Consider the following 21,006-nt stretch of genomic DNA (forward strand, 5'->3'; position numbering starts at 1 on the left):
CTCCACCGAATGCCGTGGACCGCGCGCCGCAGGGGGAGGATGGCTTATTTCTTCACCAGCTCGTTGGCATAGGCCTCGAGTTCGTTGAGGCCGCCCTTGATGTCGGTGCGGGTACCGGTGACCAATTCCTCGAGGATGATACCCCAGCGGTCGCCGAGATCGGGCCAACGCGGGTCCTGCCAGAAATTGACCGCCGTGACCTTGCCGGTTTCGGCCAGTGCCTGGCCGAGATCGGCGCCGTAAATATCGGCGAATTCCTTGCTGGCCAGAATGCTGGTGCGGTTCAGCTCGCCGAACTGGTGGGCGTCGAGCCGGCGCTTCTCGTTTTCCTTCGATGTTGCCCAGGCGATGAACAGGCCGGCGCATTTCTTCGAGGCGTCGTCGGCATTGGCCTTCGCTGCGATGGCGAGGCCATGGCCGTAACCGCCGCCGGGCAGTGGCGACGGGGGCGGCAGGAAACCTATGTTGCCGACGACCTGCGAGGTCTTCGGGTCGACCGCCATGCCCGACAGCGGCGTCGATTCGACCAGGATCGCGACCTGGCCCGACAGGAAGGCGCCGGTCGATTCATCCCAGCTGCCGGTCTGCGTGCCGGGCGCCGAATCCTTGAACAGTTTCAGGTAGGTCTCGGTCGCCTTGACCGCGGCGTCGGAATTGAAGACCGGCTTGTCGCCGTCGAACCACTGGCCGCCATAGGCCTTGAAGAACGGCATCCAGCGCCAGACATTGGCGCCCGAACCGCGCGCGCCGCGCAGCGCGATGCCATACATGCCCTTGTCCGGATTGGTCAGCTTCGGCACGTCGGCGATCAGCTCGTCGAGCGTCTTCGGCGGCTGGATGCCGGCTGCCTCCAGCACGTCCTTGCGATAGACCATCAGGTCGCCGCCGCCGGTCAGCGGCGCGAACCAGACCTTGCCATCATAGGTGGCGACCTTCTGGCGGCCCGGATCGAAATCGGCATAGTCGTAGTCGGCCGGATAATAATCGCTCAGCGGCACGATCCATTTCGAGGACGCGAACAGCGCGACATTGGCTTCGTCGACATAGTAGACGTTGTAGTTGCCGACCGTGGACGCATCGGCGCGCGATTTTGCGCGGCGGTCGTTCTCGTTGAGGTAATCGATCTGGAAGCCGGCGCCGGCAAGCTTCTCGAACTCGGCCTTGGAGTCCTCCAGAAGCGTCAGGCCGTCACGTGGTTGCGCCAGCACCTTGACCGGCGCCGAGCAGACCGGCGCCTGCGCTAAAGCGATGGTTGAAACGGTAGCGGAAAGCATGAAAGCTGCACCAAGGCTGGCAGCGAGCCGAATTGGTTTCATTATTTTCTCCTCCAGGAACACGTCGCAGGAAGCGGACGTCCTCGGGTTGCGCGATCCTCACCATCGCCCGAGCGACTTGCCACCCATCGCCAAAATGCGGAGTTGCAGCGGCTCGCGCTAGAAGCCCCGTTGCAGAAGACCTGTACTTTTATGCATTGTGCGGCGCAAAAACCGGCATCCGGTTGCGGCCAATCTCACATGAGTATCGATCGGACTCGGAGGCGGTGGTTTTTAGGGCGTGCTTACGCGCGCATCGCCAGCCGCTGCCGCGACAGCTTGCGATAGGATGACGGCGTCATCTTGTGCTTGCGCATGAAGGCGCGGTTGAAATTGGAGATGTTCATATAGCCGACCTGGAAACAGATGTCGGTGATCGGAATATCGGTATCGGCCAGCAGCTTGCAGGCCTGCCACAGCCTCAGCTTGGCAAGGTGGTCACTGAAGGAATTGCCGGTGTTCTTCTGGAAGAAGCGCGAGAATGTGCTCTCGGTCATTCCCGCGAGCGCCGCCACATCAGGCAGCTTCAGATCTTCGGCGAAATGCTGAAACAGATAGGTCAGCGTGCGCTGGATGATGTCGAGCGAGGCGGCATCCAGAACAGGGGAGAAATCCGGCGAAGACAACAGCTCGTATTCGTCGGTCCTGGCGAGGAGATCGACGAGATTCAGGAACAGGCAGAACCTGGTTAGCCCGCTGACGTCCCCCATCCGTTCCATCAACTCGGCGCCTTCCAGTGCCGTGCGGCCATGAAAAACCATGCCGCGCAGCGACCGCTCCAGGAACGGCTCCAGTTCGCGTAGTTCGGGCAACAGGCCAGCCGACCCGCGCAGCCTCTCGGCATCGAACTGGAGGACGATGTCGCGGCCTTCGATCAGCTCGCCCGGCTGCACCGCCGTCACCCAATCATGCGGCAGCCCGCCGCCGACAATGGTCAGGTAACCCGGCCCGAACTCGCCGATGTGGTCGCCGACCAGCACGACGCCGGAAGATTTTCGCAAGAGGTGGATTTCGTACTCCGGATGGAAATTCCAGACATTGCGCTCCCAGGGATAGTCGTCCAGCCGCCACAGGAAACTGTCGCTCGCCTCGGTGACGATATGTTCGAAGGCCGGCGCCGTGCGAAGCGTCGCAACCGGATTCCTTCTGCGCCTGAACTGCATCCTGCCTCCTGCAAATTTGGGTTCCGTGGCACCTCGCTCGTCCTTGCAATGCGTAGCAGCCTTGGGAGCATGTGTGAAATGGGCCGTCGGAGAGCGTCGGTCGCCTTCAGCGTCGTCGGCGATCCGACTGGATCAATCTGTTCCCGCCCCTCCTCCCTTGCCTTCATGTCGCGTTTCGTACAAAAGCTGACGTAAACGCCGCGAAACCGAGGGTCTCGCCGTTTGCAATGCGGCTTCCGGCTTTTTTGCCGATGCGCCGCAACCTTGAAAGAGCGGAATAATGTCTGCGATCGAAGCCGGCGCTCGCGCGCCGGAAAATCTTTGGCGTCAGGAAATCAGGGCGACTTTGGCGCTCGCCTGGCCGATGGTGCTGACCAATCTCGGCCAGACCGCCATGACGGCCACCGACGTCATGATGATGGGCAGGCTGGGGGCGGACACGCTGGCCAGCGGCGCGCTTGGCGCCAATCTCTATTTCATGCCGCTGATCTTCGGCCTCGGCCTGATGCTGGCGACCTCGCCGATGATGGCGACCGAGCTCGGCCGCCGCCGTCATTCGGTGCGCGACCTGCGCCGCACCGTGCGCCAGGGCCTGTGGCTGGCGATCCTCATCTGCATCCCGATCTGGATCTTCCTCTGGCACGGCGAGAACGTGCTGCTCGCCATGGGCCAGGAACCGGCTCTGGCGCACAGCGCCGGCATCTATCTGCGCTGGCTGGAATGGGCGGTGCTGCCCTTCTACGGCTATATCGTGCTGCGTTCCTTCATCTCGGCGCTGGAGCGGCCGGGCTGGGCGCTGATCATCGTCTTCGTCGCCGTCGCCTGCAACGCGCTCTTCAACTGGGTGTTCATGTTCGGCAATCTCGGCGTCCCGGCCATGGGCATATCAGGCTCGGGCCTTGCCACCTCGCTGTCCTCAACGCTGATGTTCGTCGGCATGGCCGCCGTGGTGATGTGGGAGAAGAAATTCAGGCGCTATCATCTGTTCGGCCGCTTCTGGCGGTCCGACTGGCCGCGCTTCAAGGGCCTGCTACGGCTTGGCCTGCCGATCGCCGGCATCCTTGCTTTCGAGGTGACGATCTTCAATGCCGCGGCGCTGCTGATGGGCCTTATCGACGCGGATTCGCTTGCCGCGCACGCCATCGCCATCCAGATCGCGTCGATCTCCTTCATGGTGCCGCTCGGCCTCAACCAAGCGGTGACGGTGCGCGTCGGGCTTGCGCATGGCGCCGGCAATCCGGAAGGCGTCTCGCGCGCCGGCTGGACCGCCTTCGTCATCGGCGTCTCGTTCATGGCCCTGATGGGTCTGATAATGATCCTGTGGCCGCATCTCCTGATCAGCGCCTTCATCGACCTGGCCAATCCGGCCAATGCCAGGGTGATCACGCTTGCCGTATCGTTCCTGGTCTTCGCGGCCCTGTTCCAGGTCTTCGATGGCGCGCAAGCGGTTGCCGCCGGCATGCTGCGCGGCCTGCACGACACCAAGGTGCCGATGATCTATGCCGCGATCGGCTATTGGGGCGTCGGCCTGCCGCTGGGCGTGCTGCTCGCCTTCCCTTTCGGCTTCCATGGCGTCGGCATCTGGATCGGGCTGTCCAGCGGACTGGCGGTGGTGGCGGCGTTGCTTCTGGCGCGCTGGCTACGGCGGGATCGCCTCGCGCCGCCGCTGGTGTTCGAACACTGATGCAGAGGGCCGCCGGGTTGTCCGGTGGCCTTTCCGTCATTGTCGGCGTCAGCTGTTTTTGAGCGCCGGGCTGAACACCATCAGGCTCAGTATTTCGAACAGCACCTGGGCGCCGGCATGCGCGGTGTTGGTGGTCGCATCATATTGCGGCGCCACCTCGACCACGTCGCCGCCGACGATGTTGAGGCCTTTGAGGCCGCGCAGCAGTTCGAGCACTTCCCGAGTCGTCAGGCCGCCGACTTCCGGCGTGCCGGTGCCCGGCGCGAAGGCCGGATCGACGCTGTCGATGTCGAAGGAGACATAGGTCGGTCCGTCGCCGACTATTCTGCGCGCCTTCCCGATAATGGCGGGGATACCGAGGCCGGTCACCTCCTCGGCATGGATCACGGTCATGCCGGATTCGTAGGTGAACTCCCACAGATATTCGGCCGAGCCACGGATGCCGATCTGGATGGTGCGCGTCGGGTCGAGCACGCCATCGAGCACCGCGTTGCGGAACGGGCCGCCATGGTGAAACTTGGTCATGTCGAACAAGCCGCTTGTATCGCAATGGGCGTCGATGTGGATGAGGCCGACCGGGGCCTTCTTGCCGACGGCCTTCAGGATCGGATGGCTGATCGAATGGTCGCCGCCGACCGACAATGGAATGACGCCGGCATCGACGATCTGGTTGGTGCGGCGCTCGATGTCCTCATGGCAGGTCTCGAGCCGGTAGCGACTCTGGAACGGCACGTCGCCGATGTCGGCGACCCTGAGCTCATGCGTCGGTGCGCATTCCAGCACGTGATTGTAGGGGCCGATGCGCTCGATGGCGCGCAGCGCCCGCGGCCCGAAGCGGGAGCCCGGCCGGTTGGTGACGCCGAGATCCATCGGCACGCCTGTTATCGCTACCTGCAAATCGCCGAAATCCGGGTTGTCGGCCGATATTTCGCGATAGGGCGCGGCGAGGAAGGTGGGGATACCGGAATAGGGCGCCAGCCGCGTGCCCGACTTGGAAAATATCTTGTCGGCGACCTTGCGGAACTTCGGGTCGAACATCTCGCCGCCATGGCTCTCGCCATATTTGCGGCGCAACGCGTCGAGCTTGCCGCTGTCATAACCCATGTCGGTTTTCTCCTGTCTGTCTCTCCGGAGTGTCCGGTAGCGCTTTGGAAAAATCAATTGCGTTCGGACGGGTTGGCTGCCGCAGGTCTTTCTTTTTGTCGGGCCAGCCTGAAACCGGGCAGCGCTTTTGCCAATTCGATGCTATGAGGCCTGTCGCGATCATGGGCGGCAGGCAGCGAAGGCGGTAACGAGACATGGCCAGGACCGATATTGCGCGGCGCGTCTACAACCATACCTGGAAGCTCGACCCGATCGTGCGCAGCCTGCTGGACACGGATTTCTACAAGCTTCTGATGCTGCAGATGATCTGGGGCATGTACCCCAAGGTCGACGCCACCTTTTCGCTGATCAACCGCACCACTTCGGTGCGGCTGGCCGAGGAGATCGACGAGGGCGAGTTGCGCGAACAGCTTGACCACGCCCGCACCTTGCGCTTCTCCAAGAAGGAGATGATCTGGCTGGGGGGCAACAATTTCTATGGCCGCAAGCAGATATTCGAGCCGGAATTCCTGGCCTGGCTGGAGAATTTCCGGTTGCCCGAGTACGAGCTTTCCAGGCGCGGCGGGCAGTATGAACTCTCCTTCAGCGGCCCGTGGATGTACACCACGCTGTGGGAGATTCCCGCACTCGCCATCATCAACGAATTGCGCTCGCGCGCCGCCTTGCGGTCGTTCGGGCCTTTCACGCTCGACGTGCTCTACGCCCGCGCCAAGGCCAAGATGTGGGCCAAGACCGAACGGCTGAAGGCGCTGCCCGGCATCCGTATTTCCGACTTCGGCACGCGCCGGCGCCATTCCTTCCTGTGGCAGCGCTGGTGCGTGGAAGCGCTGAAGGAAGGCATCGGCGAGGCTTTCACCGGCACCTCCAACGTGCTTCTGGCCATGGACAACGACCTCGAGGCGCTGGGCACCAACGCGCATGAACTGCCGATGGTGCTTGGGGCGCTGGCCAATTCGGAAAAGGAATTGAAACAGGCGCCCTACAAGGTGCTGCAGGATTGGCAGCGCTACTATGGCGGCAATTTGCTGATCGTGCTGCCCGACGCCTTCGGTACGGCTTCCTTCCTGCGCGACGCGCCGGACTGGGTGGCCGACTGGACGGGCTTTCGCCCCGACAGCGCGCCGCCGATCGAGGGCGGCGAGAAGATCCTGTCCTGGTGGCGCGAGAAGGGCAAGGACCCCAGGCAGAAGCTGCTGATCTTCTCCGACGGGCTCGAGGTCGAGACCATCGAGGAGACCTACCGCCACTTCAAGGGCAAGGTGCGCATGTCCTTCGGCTGGGGCACGAACCTGACCAATGATTTCGAGGGCTGCGCGCCTACGGCAACCGACAGCCTCGACGCCATATCGCTGGTCTGCAAGGTGACCGAGGCCAACGGCCGGCCAGCGGTCAAGCTCTCCGACAATCCGGCCAAGGCGACGGGCGACCTCAAGGAGATCGAGCGGTATCTGCGCATCTTCGGTGAAAAGGACCGGGTGGAGCAGTTGATCAAGGTGTGAGGGCACCACCGGTGCTTCCGGCATCGCCATACGAGACGGCAAAGTCGGATAGGCTGAGTTCCTTGGCGCCCTCCTCTGTCCTGCCGGACATCTCCCCCTCAAGGGGGGAGATCATGCTGTCATCTTCGTCTTCGCGAACCTCCGGCGTTGCAAGGGAAGCGCCGACAGAGAAACCGCCAATCTCCCCCCTTGAGGGGGAGATGTCCGGCAGGACAGAGGGGGGCGCCGTAGAGTGCCGTCGTCGGTCATTAGCATCTTTGCCTATCGCTCTATTGCTCCTCTCACCCACCCCAGCCTTCGCCCACGCCTCGGACCGCGGCCACGTCCTGCTTCTCCCGACCGGCTATTACCTTGTCGGCGGCGCTTTCGCCGTGGCCGCCAGCTTCCTCGTGCTGGCGCTGCTGCCGGCGCATCGGCTCGATCGTTTCTGGCGGCGGCGCCTGCCACTGTTCACACTGGGTGATGATGCCCGCACCGCTGCCAGCCTGATATCCTTTGCCGGCTTTGCATGTCTCATCGCCGCGGGTTTTCTCGGCAGCCGCGATCCGCTCTCCAACCCGCTGCCTCTGGTGATCTGGACACTGCTGTGGGCCGGCTTCACGCTCCTGCAAGGTTTCCTCGGCGACCTCTGGTCCTGGCTCAATCCCTGGTACGGGCCGGTGCGTCTCCTGTCGCGCCTGGCCGGCAGGGGCGGTGAAGCGGCCAGGCGCCTTCCATCATGGCTCGGATACTGGCCGGCTGTCCTCCTGTTCTTCGCTTTTGCCTGGTTCGAGCTCATCGATCCGGCGCCCGACGATCCGACACGGCTGGCCCGGGCCGCCGGCCTCTACTGGTTGTTCACCTTGCTGGCGATGCTGTCGTTCGGTTATGGGGCGTGGGCCCGTAGCGGCGAATTCCTTACCGTCTTCTTCTCGATGGTGGCACGCTTCGCGCCGCTCGTGCGCGACGAGCGCGGCCGGCTTGCGCTATGCTGGCCGGGCGCCAAGCTGCTGACCGCCGCGCCTTTGCCGGCAAGCGGCGTGGCCTTCCTGCTGCTCGCCCTGTCCTCGGTTTCCTATGACGGCCTGTCGAAGACCTTCTTCTGGCTGGGCCTGTTCGGCATCAATCCGCTTGAATTCCCCGGCCGCACGGCGGTGATCGGCAGCGGCAGTTTTGGCCTCGTCCTGACATTCATGCTGCTTGCGGCGGTCTTCCTGCTTGCCGTGGTCGTCGGCCAGAAGCTCGCCGGCGACGGCCACAGGCTTGGCGAGGCGACGGGGCTGCTGGTCTGGTCGATCGTGCCGATCGCGCTCGCCTACCACATCGCGCATTACCTGACGGCGCTGCTGGTCGACGGCCAGTATGCGCTTGCGGCACTGTCCGATCCGTTTGCGCTCGGCTGGAACCTTTTAGGCACCGCCGACATGCAGATCGAAGCCGGCATCGTCGCCGGCGCGGGCTCGGCATGGTGGCTGTGGAACATCCAGGCCGGTGCCATCATTCTCGGTCATCTGCTTGCCGTGCTCGTCGCCCACGGCTTCGCCGCACGCCTGCATCCGGTTCCCGCCCGCGCCGCGCTCAGCCAGTTTCCGCTCACCTTGCTGATGATCGCCTACACCGTCTTCGGCCTCTGGCTGCTCGCCACGCCGACCGTTGGCTAGACGCGGTGGAAATAAACCGGGATCCCCCTGGGGAAACGGCATTGCCGTGTCCGGACTTTGGTGATTTAGTTTGTACACATGCAATTTCGGCCGTCCGCAGGACGCGGTCTGCTACGTTCCAGCCATTGGTCAAAACTCAAAAACAGGGGAACTGCCGTGACTGACAAGAATGGGTTTTTCGATCTCTCCAAGGCCGGTCTCACCCGCCGCACCGCGCTGAAGGGTCTGGCCGCCGGCGCCGGCCTGGCGGTCGCGCCCGGTTTCGTCCGCTACTCCCAGGCGCAAAGCTCCGCCCCGATCAAGATTGGCTTCCAGTCGCACCGAACCGGCATCGGCGCCGCCTATGGCCGCTGGTACGAGAAGACCACGGCCGCGGCGGTCAAGGCGATCAACGCGGCCGGCGGCATCAATGGCCGGCCGGTCGAGGTCATCATCGAGGACGACGGCACCGATCCCGGCCGGGGTGCCGAGGTGGTCGGCAAGTTCGCCACCCAGCACAAGACCGACATCGTCTTCGGCACCTTGTTCTCGCATGTCGTCATCGGCTCGGCACCCGCCGCCGGCGAAGCCAAGATGCCCTATTTCGTCGTCAGCGAAGGCCACCATGTCGCCTCGACCAAGCTCAACCGCTATGTCTTCCAGCCCGGCATCACCGACGTGAAGAGCCAGATCCAGTCGATGGCGCCGTGGATCGCGGCCAATGCCGGCAAGAAGGTGACACAGATCTTCCCCGATTTTGCTTTCGGCTACGACCACCGCGACTACCTCCCGCCGGCGCTGAAGGCGCAGGGCGCAGAGGTCATCGCGCAAATCGCCATTCCGCCGACGGAGAGCTCCTTCACCAAATACTTCCCGCAGATTCCGGCCGAGACCGAGGTGATCTACCACGTCATGGTCGGCCCGGCGGTGCTCACCTTCGTCAAGGAGCTTGGCGAGTTCTACGGCTCCAACCGGCCGCAGCTGTTCGGCTTCATCGATTCGCTCGAAGCCGTCGACATCAACAGCCCCGGGCTCGAATTCCTGGACGGCAGCCATTTCTGGGAAGGCTCGCCACGTTATGCCCAGACGGACGATTCCGAGGCGCAGAAGGCCTATCGCGCCGCCGTCGGCATCGATGACAATGGCGCGGCCGTCGGCGACCCCAAGGATGTCTCCACCGCCGCGCATATGTTCGGCTGCTGGGAGACGCTCTACGTCGTCAAGAAGGCGATGGAAGACGCCGGCTACAAGGGCCCGGAAGACCGCGCCAAGCTGGTCGAGGCGACCGAGGCGCTGACCGAATTCGCCGAAGGCCCGGAGCATCCGCAAGGGCCAAAGACCTTCAACGGCAAGATCCACCAGTGCTTCGGCATCCAGAACATCTCCAAGGTCGAAGGCGGCAAGCTCAAGGTGGTGCACAAGACCAAGATCGAGGACGGGCTTTACGAGGCCGAGGGGGATTATACGACGCAGGCGTTGTAGGCCGGCTCAACAGCAAGCGTGAGCGCCAAGCCACCCCCCTCTGTCCTACCGGACCCGACCCTTCGCTGTCGCTCCGGGCGTTCGTCGTTCGGAAAGCCAAGCAATTGGCTTTCCGTCCGCTGCGCGGACCGCTTCTCACCCCCCTCAAGGGGCGCGATTGCGCTATCGGTGAGTGCCTAACCCATGCATTTCGGTCCCCACCTCCTCCTTGCCGCCCTCGAAGGGCTCGTCACATCCGCCGTGCTGGCGCTGACCGCGCTCGGCCTGTCGCTGGTGTTCGGCGTGATGCGCGTGGTCAACGTCGCGCATGGCGAGTTCTTCATGCTGGGAGCCGTGCTCGCCTGGGCGATCACGACTGCGATCGGAGGCCATCCGGCGCTCGGGTTCCTGGCGGCACTTATCATCGCACCGCTGGTCGTCGGCGCCCTTGCACTGGTGGCCGAGCGGCTGGTGCTGCGCCGGCTGAACTACAATCCGGAAGCCACCATCGTCGCTACCATCGGCATGCTCTACATCATCCAGCAGCTGGCGCTGACCTTCTATGGTCCGGAAGCTCGCCCGGTAGAGCCGCCCTTCAGCTACCGCCTCCTTCTGCCGTGGTTCGGCTATTCGGGCTACAAGCTGTCTATCATTGCGGCGTCCGCCCTTCTGCTCGTGGTGACATGGCTGGTGCTGACGCGCACCAGGGTCGGCCTCGTCATGCGTGCCACGCAGTATGACAGCGAGACGGCACAGGCCTTCGGCATCCCTGTCGATCGAGTCTATGGCGGCGTCTTCGCGCTCGGCGCCATGCTCGCGGCCATCGCCGCGGTGCTGATCGTGCCGATCAGCCAGGCGCATTACCTGATGGGGCAGGATCCGCTGCTGCTGTCCTTCATCGTCGTCATCATCGGCGGCCTCGGCTCGTTGCGCGGAACCGTCATCGCCGCCGTGCTGATCGGGCTGTCGGACGGCATCATTTCGGTGTTCTTCTCGCCGACGCTGGCCAAGATCATCGCCACGCTGCTGGTCGCCATGGTGCTGGTGTTCCGGCCGCAGGGCCTGTTCGGGACGGCGACGCGATGAGCGAGACCTCGCCGGCAAAAGCCTACGGCTTGCATCTCGGCGTCATCGCGCTGCTTTTTGTCCTGAGCTTCGTGCTGCCGGACTATCATCACGGCCTCGTCGCCCGCATCATGGTGCTGGCGGTCTTCGCCATGGGCTACAACATGCTGTTCGGCTATGTCGGCCTGCTCAGTCTCGGTCATGCCATGTTCTTTGCCGCCGGCCTCTACGGCGCCGGCCTTGCCGTCATCCAGCTTGGCTGGAGCGTGCCGGCGGCTTTGTTGAGCGGCATCGCCTGCGGCGCGGTGCTGGCACTGGTGATCGGGCTGCTGGCGCTGCGTACCACGGGCGTCGCCTTCATGATCGTCACCATGATGTTCGCGCAGGTCTTTTACCTCCTCATCCTCTATTTTGCCGCGTGGACCGGCGGCGACCAGGGCATGGTGGTGCCGCAGCCGGCACGCGTCCTGAGTTTCGGCGCGACGTCGCTCGATCTCACCAATCCGACGGTGCGCTACATGAGCGCGCTGGCGCTGTTCTCGCTCGTGCTTCTGGTCACACTGGCCGTCGTCCGCTCCCGATACGGCCGCGTGCTGGTTGCCATCCGCGAGAACGAGGAACGGACCAAAATGCTGGGGTACGACACCTTCTCCAACAAGCTCGCCGCCGTGGTCGTCTCCGGCGCCATCTGCGCGGCGTCGGGCGCTGCCTATGCGCTGCTGTTCGGCTATGTCGGCTCGAGCTTCGCCTCGGTACAGTACTCGATCCTGCCGCTGCTGTGGGTGCTGCTCGGCGGCGCCGCCACCACGCTCGGACCGCTGATCGGCACGCTGTTCATGTACTATGTCATCGACGTCACCAGCGGCTTCACCTCCGCCTACCTGTTGATCGTCGGCGTCGCGTTGATCCTGCTGGTGCTGTTCTTCCCGAAAGGCATTCTGGGCAGCATCCGGCAGCGCTGGCTCGGATGGCTGCCATGACGCCGCTTCTGACCACCAAAGGCCTGTCGCGCAATTTCGGCGGCCTGCGCGCCGTCGACAGCGTCGATTTCACCTTGGTGCCGGGCGAAATCCGCGCCGTCATCGGCCCCAACGGTGCCGGGAAGACCACTTTCGTCAGCCTGATCAGCGGCCGAATCCCGCCCTCGTCCGGATCGATCGTTTTCGACGGCTCCGACATCACCGGCCTGCCGGCCTATGTCAGGGTCCGCCAAGGCATTGCCTACACGTTCCAGATCACCAGCATCTATGCCAACCTGTCCGTTTACGCCAACGTCGCGCTGCCCGTGCAACTGACGCTACGGCATGGCCATTCCAAGAGCGCGATACAGGCCGCTGTCATGTCGGCGCTCGCACGCACCGGGCTGGCCGACCGCGCCCATATGCCGGCCGGTCAATTGTCCTATGGCCACCAGCGCCTGCTGGAGGTGGCGATGGGCCTGGCGCTGAAGCCGCGCCTGCTGATCCTCGACGAGCCGACGCAGGGGCTCGCCGACAGCGAGATCGACAATTTCATCGGCCTGGTGCGCGAGATCGCCAGGAACGCCACCGTGCTCCTCATCGAGCACAACATGCCTGTCGTCATGCAGCTTGCCGACCGCATCACCGTTTTCAACGCCGGCAAGATCCTGGCAGAGGGCACGCCGGAGGCGATCCGCGAAGATGCGGCGGTGCAGGAAGCCTATCTGGGGACCGCCCTATGACCGAGACGAGCAAGACGCAAGCGTTGCGAATCGCGGGACTGGACTGCTTCTACGGCGAGGTTCAGGTGCTCTATGGGCTCGACCTGGCGCTGAACAAGGGCGAGGTGCTGTGCCTGTTCGGCCGCAACGGCGCCGGCAAGACGACGACGCTGAAAGCCATCATGGGGCTGGTCCGGGCGAGTGCCGGTTCGATCAGCCTCGCAGGCCAGGAATTGACCGGTCTGGCCGCCCACGAGGTGCCTAAAGCCGGCATTGCCTATGTGCCGCAAGGCAGGCGGCTGTTCGCCGAAATGACGGTGGCGGAGAACATCGAGATCGGGCTGATGGCGCGCGGCAAGGGGAAGGCCGTGCGCGAAAACGTGCTCAACCTGTTCCCGCTGCTGCGCCAGCGGCTCAGGCAGCGCTCGGGCACCTTGTCGGGCGGCGAGCAGCAGATGCTGGCCATGGCACGCGCGCTCTGCCTGGAACCGCAGGTGCTACTGCTCGACGAGCCGACCGAAGGGCTGATGCCGTCGATGATCGCAAAAATCCGCGAGACGGTGGCCAAGCTGCGCGAACGGGGCGTTTCCACCATCCTGGTGGAGCAGCGGGTCGATGCCGTGCTGTCGGTCGCCGACCGCGTCGCCTTCATCGAGAATGGCCGCAACCGCGAGACGGTCGACGTAGAGGCGTTGCGCGCCGACCCGTCGGCGGTCAGGCGCTATGTCGGCGTAGGCTGAGGATTTGCCCTCCCCTGTGGAAGGTAAGGGCCTGGCGTCCTCGCCGGCTCACCCGAAGAACAGGAAGCCCGCCATCAAGAACGTGGGGATCAGCACCGCGCCCGACCACGCCATGTAGCCGAAAAAACCCGGCATGTTCACGCCGCGGTGCCGGGCAATGGCGTAGACCATGAAGTTCGGCGCGTTGCCGATATAGGTGTTGGCGCCCATGAACACCGCACCCGCCGAGATCGCCGCCAAGGTCGAAGCGAGCTCCGTCATCAGATGCCGGGGAGCGCCGCCGGCCAGCTCGAAGAACACCAGGTAGGTCGGAGCGTTATCCAGGAAGGACGACAGCGCTCCGGTCAGCCAGAAATAGGCGAGATCGTTGGGCATGCCCTGCGCTGACGTGACGAGCGCGACCAGCGGCGCCAGCGCGCCTTCGTGGCCGGCCCTCAGGATGGCGACGACGGGCACGATGCAGACGAAGATGCCGGCGAACAGTTTCGCCACTTCCGCGATCGGCCCCCAGTTGAAACCGTTCGCCTGCCGATACTCCTTGCGCGAGACGGCCAGCGAAACGAAGGCAAGCGCCAGGATGACGACATCGCGCACAAGGTTCTGCAACTCGAGGTCCACCCCCTGAATGGAAAGACTGATGCCGGGCTTCCATGTGGCCGAAAGCAGGATCGCACCGATCACGCCGGCCAGCAGCGGCAGGTTGGGCAGGCCGCGGATGCGCACTTTCGTGTCCGGCGTCGGGTCCTTGATCTTTGGCGCGCCCATTTCGCGGCGATGCAGCGTGGTGTCGATCGCCAGGAAGACGGCGAGCACGACGACGCTGACGAACAGGGTCTCGCGCCAGAGGTTGGCGGTGGTCCAGAAGAAATCGACGCCGCGCAGGAAGCCGACGAACAGCGGCGGGTCGCCGAGCGGCGTCAGCGAACCGCCGATGTTGGACACCAGGAAGATGAAGAAGATGATGACATGGGCGTTGAACGGCCGGTTGTCATTGGCGCGGATGAGCGGCCGGATAAGGATCATCGAGGCGCCGGTAGTGCCGATGACGGAAGCGAGCAGGGCGCCGATGAGCAGCAGCCCGGCATTGACCAATGGCGTGCCGTGGATGTTGCCGGCCACGAGAATGCCGCCCGAAATGGTGAACAGCGCGAACAGGAGAATGATGAACGACATGTATTCGGTGAGCAGCGCATGCAGCACCGCTTCCGTTGCCACCGTCGTGCCGAAGGCCGATGCGAGCGGCACCACCACGAGAGCCGCCCAAAATGCAGCAATCTTGCCGTAATGATGCTCCCAGACATGGTTGAAAAGCAGCGGTCCCGTGGCGATCGAAAGCAACAGCCCGGCAAAGGGCAGCGCCCACCACAGCGACATCGTCCGGCCTGGCAGGCCGTGCTCTTCCGCGGCGAAGGCCGTTCCCGGTAACAGCATCGCGACAGCCACCACGGCACTTGCCGTCAAAGCCGTCGCCCCTATCGACCCCTTCTCTTCTCCCACGATGAGGTCAGTCCGCCGCGTGGTCTTCGAGCGTCACGCCTGCTTGGCGCATCCTTGCCAACATCGTCTCGACCGAACCGTTGAGGTCGATCCCGCGGCAGGCATCGAGCCTGACAGTGGTCCTGAACCCCTGCTTGACCGCGTCGAGCGCCGAGAAGGCGACGCAGAAATCGGTCGCTAGGCCGACCAGGGTCAGACTGTCGATGCCGCGCTCCCTGAGATAGCCGGCAAGGCCGGTCGGCGTCGTGTGGTCGTTCTCGAAGAAGGCCGAATAGCTGTCGATATCAGGCCGAAATCCCTTGCGGATGACGAGCTCGGCCTTGGTCCAGGCAAGACCCGAGTGAAAATCCGAGCCGAGGCTGCCCTGGATACAATGGTCAGGCCACAATGTCTGCTGGCCGTAGGGCATCTCGATGGTTTCAAAAGGCTGGGCGCCTGGATGGCTTGAGGCAAAGCTCGAATGGCCGGCTGGATGCCAGTCCTGCGTCAGCACGACATGATCGGTTCGCCGGATCAGGTCGTTGACCAGCGGCACGATCTCGTCGCCGCCGGTCACAGCCAACGCGCCGCCAGGGCAAAAGTCGTTCTGCAGGTCGATGACGACAAGCGCTTCTTCGGCCATGGGGTTCCTTCCTGTCGGTATCGGGCGCGGGCTCCCAAGGGGATCCCGGCGAAAGAAAGCCGCTGGCGCGACCGGAGGGAGAAACTTGACCAGATGGCGGGCCGCGTCAACCATTAGAGCGCCGGGCGCAACCCCGAACGCGCAAAGGGCGCCCCAGCACCTAGATTTTGCGGAGAACAAATGCGTGGCGGCGGCAGTCGTGCGGGTGCTGCGCAAACTCCGGCTTTGACAATTTCCGCCGACTTGATATCATTTGCATACGAATGAATTTAAGCCGGGCCCGGACGCCGGCAAGTTCCCTCGGAAAGGCCCTTTTTCTGGGAAGGCAAAGCGTGATCCGTTACGCGAAACCCACCACGGTCGACGAGGCGCTCGCCCTGCTTGGCGAAGCTTCGTGGCGCATCCTTGCCGGCGGCACCGACTTCTACCCGGCGCAAGGCAACAGGCCTTTCCGCGACAATGTGCTCGACATCAACGGGCTGGCCGCGCTGCGCGGCATTGCGGAAACGGAAACGCACTGGCAGATCGGGGCGCGCACCAGCTGGACCGATATCGTTCGCCATCCCTTGCCGCCGGCCTTCGATGCGCTGAAAGCGGCCGCGCGGGAGGTCGGGTCCGTTCAGATCCAGAATGTCGCCTCGATCGCCGGCAATCTCTGCAACGCTTCGCCGGCCGCGGATGGCGTGCCGGCGCTGCTGGTGCTCGACGCCGAGATAGAACTGCGCTCGGCGCAAGCGGTGCGCCACCTGCCGCTCCGGGAATTCATCCTCGGCAATCGCCGCACGGACCTGCGGCCCGGCGAGATGGTAACCGCCATCCGCGTGCCGAAAGCGGCCGGCGCGGGTATGTCGGCTTTCGTCAAGCTCGGCGCGCGGCGCTATCTCATCATCTCGATCGCCATGGTGGGGGCACGCCTGGTCGTGCAGGACGGCATCGTCGAGCAAGCGGCGGTCGCCGTCGGTTCCTGCTCGGCTGTTGCAAAGCGGCTCGGCGGGGTCGAGGCGGCCCTGCGCGGACTGGCGGCGGATCATGGGCTGGCCACAGCGGTCCTCGCCGCGCCGATGGAAGAGCTGTCGCCGATCGGCGACGTGCGCGGCAGCGCCGAATACCGGCAGGACGCGGCGCGCGAAATCGTTGTCCGCGCCGTGCTGGCGGCGGCGGGGCCGGTGAATGGTGACAGGACGGCGGCGGCATGAACAAAGCACAGCCTGACATCAGCCAAGGTCGACCCGGCGGAGCCCTTTCCGACAGTGACGCAGGTCAGCCCGGCCTCGCACGCGCCGAGATTACCTTCGCGGTCAATGGCGCCGCCGTCTCGGTCAACGTGCCGCCGCTGCGCCGGCTGTCCTCGGTGCTGCGCGACGAATTGCTGCTGACCGGGACCAAGGTCGGCTGCGACGCCGGCGACTGCGGCGCCTGCACGGTGCTGGTCGATGGCGATCCGGTCTGCGCCTGCCTGATGCCGGCGGCGTCGGCCGCCGGAGCGTCGGTAACGACGGTCGAAGGGCTCGCCAATGGCCGGCTGTCGGCACTACAGGCCTCCTTCCTGGCGCATGGTGCGGCGCAGTGCGGCATTTGCACGCCGGGCCTGCTGGTGGCGGCGACGGCCCTGCTGGACAAGAAAGCCAAGCCGAGCGAGATCGAAGTGCAGGACGCGCTTGGTGGTGTCCTCTGCCGTTGCACCGGGTACCGGAAGATCGTCGCTGCTGTGATGGATGCCTCCGCCCAGGCTGCAAGCCTGGATTTCCGTCTGCCTCGGTCCGGTCACGCCATTGGCTCCTCCCCGATCCGGCTCGATGGCGTGCCGAAGGTGACCGGCGGTGAGAAATTCGGCGGCGATTCGTTCCCGGCCGATGCGCTGGCGGTGCTGGTAATCCGCTCGCCGCACTACCATGCCAGCTTCGCCTTCGGCGACCTCGACGGCTGGGCAAAAGCTCGTCCCGGCATCGCCGGTATCTTCACGGCGGCCGATATCCCGGGAAAGAACTGTTTCGGCGTCATCGGTCCGTTCGCCGACCAGCCGGCTCTCGCCGAAGGCTTGGCGCGGTTTCGCGGCGAGGCGGTGGCGCTTGTTGCCGGCGAGCGCGAGGCGATGCTCGATCTCGACCTGTCGGATTTCCCGATCCGCTGGACCGAATTGCCACATCTGTTGCAGCCTTGCGAGGCACAGGCCGAAGGAGCGGCGCTGATCCATGCGAACCGCCCGGCCAACCTTCTGACCAAGGGCTTCGTCGAACGCGGCGATCCCGAGACGGCGCTTGCCGATGCCGCTGTCACCGTGACCGGTGCGATCGAGACGGCCTATGTCGAGCATGCCTATATCGAGCCGGAAGCCGGCCATGCCTATATGGATGGCGACATGCTGGTCGTCGTCGCCTGCACGCAGGCGCCCTATATGGACCGCGACGACACGGCGAAGGTGCTGGGCCTGCCCGTCGACAAGGTGCGCATCGTGCCGACCGCGACGGGCGGCGGTTTTGGTTCCAAACTCGACGTGTCCCTGCAACCGCTGATCGGCCTGGTGGCGATGAGGACCGGGCGGCCGGCGGCGCTTGCCTACACGCGCAATGAATCGATGATGTCGACCACCAAGCGCCACCCGGCGCAGATGCAAGCGACCATTGGCGCCGACGCCGAGGGCCATGTCACGGGCATGATTTTCTCAGGCGATTTCAACACCGGGGCGTACGCGAGCTGGGGACCGACCGTCGCCAACCGCGTGCCGGTGCATGCCTCGGGTCCCTATGCCACCCCGAACTACCGCGCGGAAGGCCGCGCCGTGCATACGCATGGGCCGATTTCCGGCGCTTTCCGGGGCTTCGGCGTGCCGCAGGCGACGATCATGCAGGAGACCTTGTACGACGAGCTGGCCGGCAAGCTCGGCATCGACCGGCTCGACTTCCGCTTGAGAAACTGCCTTCGTAACGGATCCGAAACAGTCACCGGACAGAGACTGGAATCGGGCGTCGGCATTGCCGAATGCCTCGATGCCCTGCGGCCGCATTGGGCGCGTGCAGTGGCTGACGCGGATGCCTTCAACAGTGCCAACGTGGATAAAAAGCGCGGTGTCGGCATCGCCTCCTGCTGGTATGGCTGCGGCAACACCTCGCTGCCCAATCCATCGACCATCCGGGTCGGCATCGCGGCTTCAGGCGAGATCATCCTGCACCAGGGCGCGGTCGACATCGGCCAGGGCTCCAACACCGTCATCACGCAAATCTGCGCCGACGCGCTCGGCCTGCCCCTGGAAAGGTTCCGGCTGAAAAACGCCGACACCGCGATCACTCCCGATGCCGGCAAGACCTCGGCCTCGCGCCAGACCTTCGTCACCGGCAAGGCGGCCGAGAAGGCCGGCCGCGCCTTGCGCGAAAAAATCCTGCGCTTTGCCAATGTCTCGGAAAAAGCGTCGCTTCAGCTCGAAGGTCCGGCGATCGTCATCCGTGAGGGCGAGGCGGTCCGCCGTGTCGATCTTGGCACACTCGAAGCGGATATCTACGGCTTCGTCTTCCGCGCCGAGGAGACTTACGACCCGCCGACGCTGCCGCTCGACGCCAAGGGCCAGGGCAAGCCCTATGCGGTCTATGGTTACGGCGCGCAGATCGCCGAGCTCGAGGTCGACCTCAAGCTCGGCACGGTCAAGCTGGTCAAGATCACAGCCGCGCACGATGTCGGCAAGGCGATCAACCCGCTGCTGGTCGAGGGTCAGATCGAGGGCGGCATCGCGCAAGGCATCGGCATGGCGCTGATGGAAGAGTATATTCCCGGCCGCACCGAGAATTTGCACGATTATCTCATTCCGACCATCGGCGACGTGCCGCCGATCGAGACGATATTGATCGAGGTGCCAGACCCGGAAGGGCCATTCGGCGCCAAGGGCCTGGGCGAACATGTGCTGATCCCGACGGCGCCGGCGATCCTCAACGCCATCCGCCATGCCACTGGTGTGCTGGTCACCAGAGTTCCGGCGACGCCGGCCCGGATCCGCGCCGCCATCCGCGAGAAGGAGGCATGCCGATGAGCGAGCTTGCCGAACGCTTCGAAACCCATGATCCCGGCGAGAAGCTGGTGGCGGAGAAGATCCGCTGCGATGCCTGCCCTGTGATGTGCTACATATCAGATGGCCGCACTGGCGCTTGCGACCGCTACGGCAATGCCGGCGGCCGGATCGTGCGCATGGACCCGCTGACCATTCTCGATCATACCGCCGAGATCGGCGGCGCTGTCGTGCCCTTCGTCGCCGAGGGCGAGGCCTGGGACGGCGAACTGGTCAACACCGGCCGCCGCTTCGTCACGGCGATCGGGGCAGGAACCACCTATCCCGACTACAAGCCGGCGCCCTTCATCGTCAGCCAGCAGGTCGAGGGCGTCGATCTCGTCACCGTCGTCACGGAGGGCATCTTCTCCTATTGCGGCGTCAAGGTGAAGATCGACACCGACCGTCATATCGGACCCGAAACGGCTGTCGTGCGGTCGCAAGGCGAGGCGATCGGTCATGTCACGACAGGCGAATATGGCTCGCAGATGCTGTCGCTGGGCGGCGTGCATCATCTGACCGGCGGCTCCAAGGCCGAAGGCCGCGCCACCTGCGATGCGCTGCTCGATCTGTGCAACCGCAAGCCAGTAGAACTGACCATCGACGGCGGCGCCACCGTAACAGTCGAAGCCGGCAAACCGCCTGTCATCGACGGCAAGCAGGAGCACCGCATGCGGGTCGGCTGCGGGTCGGCGACCATCGGCATGTTCGCCACCCAATGGCGCGGGCTGGTCGACGAGGTGGTGGTGGTCGACGACCACATAACCGGCGTCGTCTCGGAGCATCAGGCCGGCAAGGTGCTGGGCTGGCAGGACACGGGGATAAAGATCATCGGCCGCCGCTCGACGCCTGGGCGCTATTTCAAGGTCTCCGAGCCCGGCCTCGGCTGGGGCGGCACCAGCATATCCGACCCGCTGTCGATCCTGGGCGAATGGAACGCCAAGAAGGGCGCGCGGCCCGGCCTGTCGCTGCTGATGGTTTCGACCACCGGCGAGCAGTTCGCCTATTACGAACTCGACGACCAGTTGAAGCCAGTCGAAAAGCCATTCCCCGAACGATTGCAGAAATCCGTGGGGCTGATCGAGGACAATTGCGAACCGGCGCTGTGCACCGTGCTGTTCATCGGCGGCGCCGGCGGTTCGCTGCGCGCCGGCGTCACCGAAAACCCCGTCAACCTGACGCGTTCCGTGCAGGGCCTGACCACTTATGTGACGGTCGGCGGCGCGCCGGTCTATGTCTGGCCGGGCGGCGGCATCACGCTGATGGTGGATGTGACGCGCGTGCCGGAAGGCGCCTTCGGCTATGTGCCTACGCCGGCGCTGGTGGCGCCCATCGAATTCACGCTGCGCCGCGACGACTATATCAGGCTCGGCGGCTACGACGCCGAGATCCGCAGCGTCGAGGATGTCGTTGCCAAGGGTGGCGAGTACCTGAACGCGCGTCGGGGCGACGGTGCGCCGGCCGGCAACCCATGGCCGCCGCTGGCGCAATTGCGGCGCACGCCCGCGAACGGGGCCGCGTGACG

16 protein-coding genes are annotated in these 21,006 nt (G+C 64.6%); 11 read left to right on the plus strand and 5 right to left on the minus strand.

Annotation, left to right across the window (positions count from 1 at the left end):
- Positions 1 to 44: 44 nt before the first annotated feature.
- Both FJ972_RS02445 and FJ972_RS02450 read right to left on the minus strand, forming a co-directional pair.
- A complete protein-coding gene (locus tag FJ972_RS02445; protein ID WP_140524194.1) occupies positions 45 to 1,316 on the minus strand; it encodes an ABC transporter substrate-binding protein in 1,272 nt (423 codons plus the stop codon).
- Positions 1,317 to 1,558: 242 nt separating this feature from the next.
- Complete coding sequence (locus FJ972_RS02450; protein WP_140524196.1) at positions 1,559 to 2,476, minus strand: AraC family transcriptional regulator; 918 nt, start codon at positions 2,474 to 2,476, stop codon at positions 1,559 to 1,561.
- A gap of 280 nt (positions 2,477 to 2,756) precedes the next feature.
- Between FJ972_RS02450 and FJ972_RS02455 the strand changes: the two genes are divergently transcribed.
- Entirely contained in the window at positions 2,757 to 4,160 is a 1,404-nt protein-coding gene (locus FJ972_RS02455) for an MATE family efflux transporter (RefSeq protein ID WP_140524197.1), read from the plus strand.
- Between the two features lie 48 nt (positions 4,161 to 4,208).
- Here the strand turns inward: FJ972_RS02455 and speB are convergent, their stop codons facing one another.
- A complete protein-coding gene (gene speB, locus FJ972_RS02460; RefSeq protein WP_140524199.1) occupies positions 4,209 to 5,264 on the minus strand; it encodes an agmatinase in 1,056 nt (351 codons plus the stop codon).
- 194 nt (positions 5,265 to 5,458) lie between these two features.
- Between speB and pncB the strand changes: the two genes are divergently transcribed.
- The 7 genes from pncB (at position 5,459) to FJ972_RS02495 (ending at position 13,329) form a co-directional block, all read left to right on the plus strand.
- Positions 5,459 to 6,763, plus strand: a complete 1,305-nt coding sequence (pncB, locus tag FJ972_RS02465) for a nicotinate phosphoribosyltransferase (RefSeq protein WP_140514349.1) — start codon at positions 5,459 to 5,461, stop codon at positions 6,761 to 6,763.
- A 200-nt stretch (positions 6,764 to 6,963) separates the two neighbouring features.
- Positions 6,964 to 8,403 (plus strand): hypothetical protein, encoded by a 1,440-nt coding sequence (locus tag FJ972_RS02470; RefSeq protein WP_140491380.1) that lies wholly within the window; start codon positions 6,964 to 6,966, stop codon positions 8,401 to 8,403.
- A gap of 156 nt (positions 8,404 to 8,559) precedes the next feature.
- Complete coding sequence (locus FJ972_RS02475; RefSeq protein ID WP_140491382.1) at positions 8,560 to 9,864, plus strand: ABC transporter substrate-binding protein; 1,305 nt, start codon at positions 8,560 to 8,562, stop codon at positions 9,862 to 9,864.
- 183 nt (positions 9,865 to 10,047) lie between these two features.
- The gene (locus FJ972_RS02480) at positions 10,048 to 10,929 is read left to right on the plus strand and encodes a branched-chain amino acid ABC transporter permease (protein WP_140524201.1); all 882 of its coding nucleotides are present in this window, start codon (positions 10,048 to 10,050) and stop codon (positions 10,927 to 10,929) included.
- On the plus strand, positions 10,926 to 11,888 hold the full coding sequence (locus tag FJ972_RS02485; RefSeq protein ID WP_140524202.1) for a branched-chain amino acid ABC transporter permease: 963 nt from the start codon (positions 10,926 to 10,928) through the stop codon (positions 11,886 to 11,888). Before FJ972_RS02480 ends, FJ972_RS02485 begins: the two co-directional genes overlap by 4 nt.
- The gene (locus FJ972_RS02490) at positions 11,885 to 12,610 is read left to right on the plus strand and encodes an ABC transporter ATP-binding protein (RefSeq protein ID WP_140524204.1); all 726 of its coding nucleotides are present in this window, start codon (positions 11,885 to 11,887) and stop codon (positions 12,608 to 12,610) included. The genes FJ972_RS02485 and FJ972_RS02490 overlap by 4 nt, the downstream gene beginning before the upstream one ends.
- Entirely contained in the window at positions 12,607 to 13,329 is a 723-nt protein-coding gene (locus FJ972_RS02495; protein WP_140491390.1) for an ABC transporter ATP-binding protein, read from the plus strand. The genes FJ972_RS02490 and FJ972_RS02495 overlap by 4 nt, the downstream gene beginning before the upstream one ends.
- A 48-nt stretch (positions 13,330 to 13,377) precedes the next feature.
- On the opposite strand, the gene FJ972_RS02500 is transcribed toward FJ972_RS02495, so the two are convergent.
- Together FJ972_RS02500 and pncA are read right to left on the minus strand one after the other, a co-directional pair.
- The gene (locus tag FJ972_RS02500; protein ID WP_140493430.1) at positions 13,378 to 14,760 is read right to left on the minus strand and encodes a sodium:proton antiporter; all 1,383 of its coding nucleotides are present in this window, start codon (positions 14,758 to 14,760) and stop codon (positions 13,378 to 13,380) included.
- 73 nt (positions 14,761 to 14,833) lie between these two features.
- A complete protein-coding gene (gene pncA, locus FJ972_RS02505; RefSeq protein ID WP_140491392.1) occupies positions 14,834 to 15,448 on the minus strand; it encodes a bifunctional nicotinamidase/pyrazinamidase in 615 nt (204 codons plus the stop codon).
- A gap of 332 nt (positions 15,449 to 15,780) precedes the next feature.
- Between pncA and FJ972_RS02510 the strand changes: the two genes are divergently transcribed.
- From FJ972_RS02510 to FJ972_RS02520, 3 genes are read left to right on the plus strand one after another with little or no spacing between them, the layout of a single operon-like run.
- Positions 15,781 to 16,644, plus strand: a complete 864-nt coding sequence (locus FJ972_RS02510) for an FAD binding domain-containing protein (protein ID WP_140524205.1) — start codon at positions 15,781 to 15,783, stop codon at positions 16,642 to 16,644.
- The gene (locus tag FJ972_RS02515) at positions 16,641 to 19,466 is read left to right on the plus strand and encodes a molybdopterin-dependent oxidoreductase (protein WP_140524207.1); all 2,826 of its coding nucleotides are present in this window, start codon (positions 16,641 to 16,643) and stop codon (positions 19,464 to 19,466) included. Before FJ972_RS02510 ends, FJ972_RS02515 begins: the two co-directional genes overlap by 4 nt.
- Complete coding sequence (locus FJ972_RS02520) at positions 19,463 to 21,004, plus strand: 6-hydroxynicotinate reductase (protein WP_140524209.1); 1,542 nt, start codon at positions 19,463 to 19,465, stop codon at positions 21,002 to 21,004. Before FJ972_RS02515 ends, FJ972_RS02520 begins: the two co-directional genes overlap by 4 nt.
- The last annotated feature ends 2 nt before the right edge of the window (positions 21,005 to 21,006 follow it).

The sequence above is a fragment of the Mesorhizobium sp. B2-1-1 genome (genome assembly GCF_006442975.2).
Classification (GTDB): domain Bacteria; phylum Pseudomonadota; class Alphaproteobacteria; order Rhizobiales; family Rhizobiaceae; genus Mesorhizobium.